This window comes from Streptomyces milbemycinicus (assembly GCF_002154605.1).
GTDB lineage: Bacteria > Actinomycetota > Actinomycetes > Streptomycetales > Streptomycetaceae > Streptomyces > Streptomyces milbemycinicus.
The window spans coordinates 658-3374 of record NZ_MUNE01000333.1 but is presented as its reverse complement, the minus strand read 5'-3'; the positions used below and the strand labels follow the sequence as shown (position 1 = coordinate 3374).

The 2717-nt window shown below is 73.6% G+C and carries 1 protein-coding gene and 1 pseudogene (1 of these 2 running past the window's edge); both read left to right on the top strand.

The annotated features are described in order from the left end of the window. A partial coding sequence (locus CCN51_RS26090; RefSeq protein WP_086860142.1) for a PP2C family protein-serine/threonine phosphatase occupies positions 1 to 1361 on the top strand: 1361 nt, incomplete at its 5' end. Between the two features lie 114 nt (positions 1362 to 1475). Then, positions 1476 to 2717: pseudogene (locus CCN51_RS26085) on the top strand (aminopeptidase P family protein); it runs 160 nt beyond the window's last position.

Sequence of the window (2717 nt, the reverse complement as noted above, 5' to 3'; positions counted from 1 at the left end):
CCCCCAGCCCCGCCCCCGATCCCGCGGTCCAGGACCATCTGGCCGGGTGGCTCTCGGACCTGACCACCCTCCACGAACTCACCGAGCGACTCGCCCTTACGGGCACGCTGGACGACGCGCTGGACGAACTCCTGCGCGCCGGAGCCTCGCTCGTCGGCGCCCGGCGCGGGCTGGTCGCGCTGGAACCGGCCGACGGGCTCGGCCCGGTCACCACCGTCGGCCTCGGCCTCGGGCGCGCCGACCTCGGCCATATCGAGACGATCCCGCGCGGCACCGCGTCCGCCGGCCACCTCCTGGACGGGCTGCCCGAGCCGGACGGCGAGCCGCGGCCCGGCGTCGCCCACCCCGACATCCCCGGCGAGGCCGAACTCGACCCGCGCCACCGCGAAGTCGCCGCCCGCCTCGGCTACTCCGCGAGCTACGCCGTGGCCCTGGACCCGCTCGCCGACCCCGGCACCGCCTCGAACAGTCACCCGGGCGCCACAGGCCCCCTCGGGCGGCTCGGCGCGGCCGCGTGGCTGTACGACGAACCGGCCGAGCCCGCGGAGCGCCAGCGCCACCTCGTGGGCCTGTACTGCCGCTACGCCGCCGCGCACCTCGCCCGGCTGGTCGAGCTCGCCCGCGCCCGCGCCACCGTCGCGACCGTCCAGGAGGAGCTGCTGCCCACGCGGCTGCCCCGGATCCCCGGGGTCCGCCTCGCCGTACGCCACCGCGCCGCTCCCCGCGGGGGCGGTGACTGGTACGACGCGCTGCCGCTGCCCGACGGCGCGCTCGGCCTGTCCGTCGGCGGGGTGACCGGATCCGGACCCAGCGCGGTCGCCGCGATGGGGCGGCTGCGGGCGTCTCTGCGTGCGTACGCCGTGATGGAGGGCGAGGATCCGGTGGCCGTGCTCTCCGACCTCGAACTGCTGCTGCGGCTGACCGAACCCGCCCGCTCCGCGACCGCGCTCTTCGCCTATTACGAGCCCCTGCCGCGCCGGGTGGTGCTGGCCGGGGCCGGACACTGCCCGCCGCTGATCACCGGCGAGCGGCGCACCGAGTTCGTGGAGACCGCCCTGTCCGCGCCGCTCGGCATGCTCTCCTGCTGGGAAGCGCCCAGCGTGGAGCTCGAACCGGGCCGTGGAGAAACGCTCCTCTTCTACAGCGACGGGCTGCTCCACCGCACCGGAGAGCCCATGGACCGGGCCTTCGCACGGCTGCACACGGCCGCCGCGAGCGCCCCCAGGGCCGTACGGAGCGACCCGGACGGCTTCGCGGACCATCTGCTGCGCACGGTCCTCCCCAAGGGCGAGGCGGGCCAGGGCGCGGGCGTGGACGACGGCACGGAGGACGTCGTCCTGCTCGTCGCCCGCTTCGACTGACAGTGAGGATTGGTCATGGCACACGCCGACCCGCCACCAACCGCCCGAAATCGGCCATAGTCCGCGATCACCGGTGGATCTTGCACATCCCGGCTGTCATACCCCCCACCTACCATGGACACGGTCCAGCTCGAGGAGGATGACGTGACCGAGGAGCCCACTTCCGAGGCCCTGGAGACCCCAGAGGCCGGGGAGCAGCCCATCAAGCAGCGGAAGAACAGCCTTTACACAGGCGTTTCCGACGAGCTCACCGAAAACATGAGGTCAGGCTGGGACGACACCGAGCTGCGCGGCCTGGAGCCCATCGAGCAGGCGCCGCACACCGCCCGCCGCCGCGCCGCACTCTCCGCGCGATTCCCCGGGGAGCGCCTGGTCATCCCCGCGGGCAATCTGCGCACCCGCTCCAACGACACCGAGTACGGGTTCCGCGCCGCCACGGAGTACGCGTATCTGACCGGCGACCAGACCCACGACGGCGTCCTGGTCCTGGAGCCGGACGGCGCCGAGGGCCACACCGCGACCGTGTACCTGCTGCCCCGTTCCAACCGCGAGAACGGCGAGTTCTGGCTGGACGGCCAGGGCGAGCTGTGGGTCGGCCGCCGGCACAGCCTCGCCGAGGCCGAGCAGCTGCTGGGCCTGCCGGCCAAGGACGTGCGCGAACTCGCCGACGCGCTGCGGGCCGCGACCGGCCCGGTGCGCATCGTGCGCGGCCATGACGCCGGTCTCGAAGCGGCGCTGACGGACAAGGTCACCGGCGAGTGCGACGCGGAGCTGCGGACGTTCCTCAGCGAGCAGCGCCTGGTCAAGGACGAGTTCGAGATCGGCCAGCTGCAGGCGGCCGTCGACTCGACCGTGCGCGGCTTCGAGGACGTGGTCAAGGTCCTCGACAAGGCCGAGGCCACCTCCGAGCGCTATATCGAGGGCACGTTCTTCCTGCGCGCCCGCGTCGAGGGCAACCACGTCGGCTACGCCTCCATCTGCGCCGCCGGCCCGCACGCCACCACGCTCCACTGGGTGCGCAACGACGGCCCGGTCCGCTCCGGGGAGCTGCTGCTCCTGGACGCGGGCGTGGAGACCCCCACGCTCTACACCGCCGATGTGACCCGCACGATTCCCATCAACGGCCGCTTCACCCCGCTGCAGCGCAAGATCTACGACGCGGTGTACGAGGCGCAGGAGGCGGGCATCGCCGCGGTCAAGCCGGGCGGGAAGTACCTCGACTTCCACGACGCCGCCCAACGGGTCCTGGCCGCGAAGCTGGTCGAGTGGGGCCTGATCGAGGGCCCGGTCGAGCGCGTCCTGGAGCTGGGCCTGCAGCGCCGCTGGACGCTCCACGGCACCGGCCACATGCTCGGC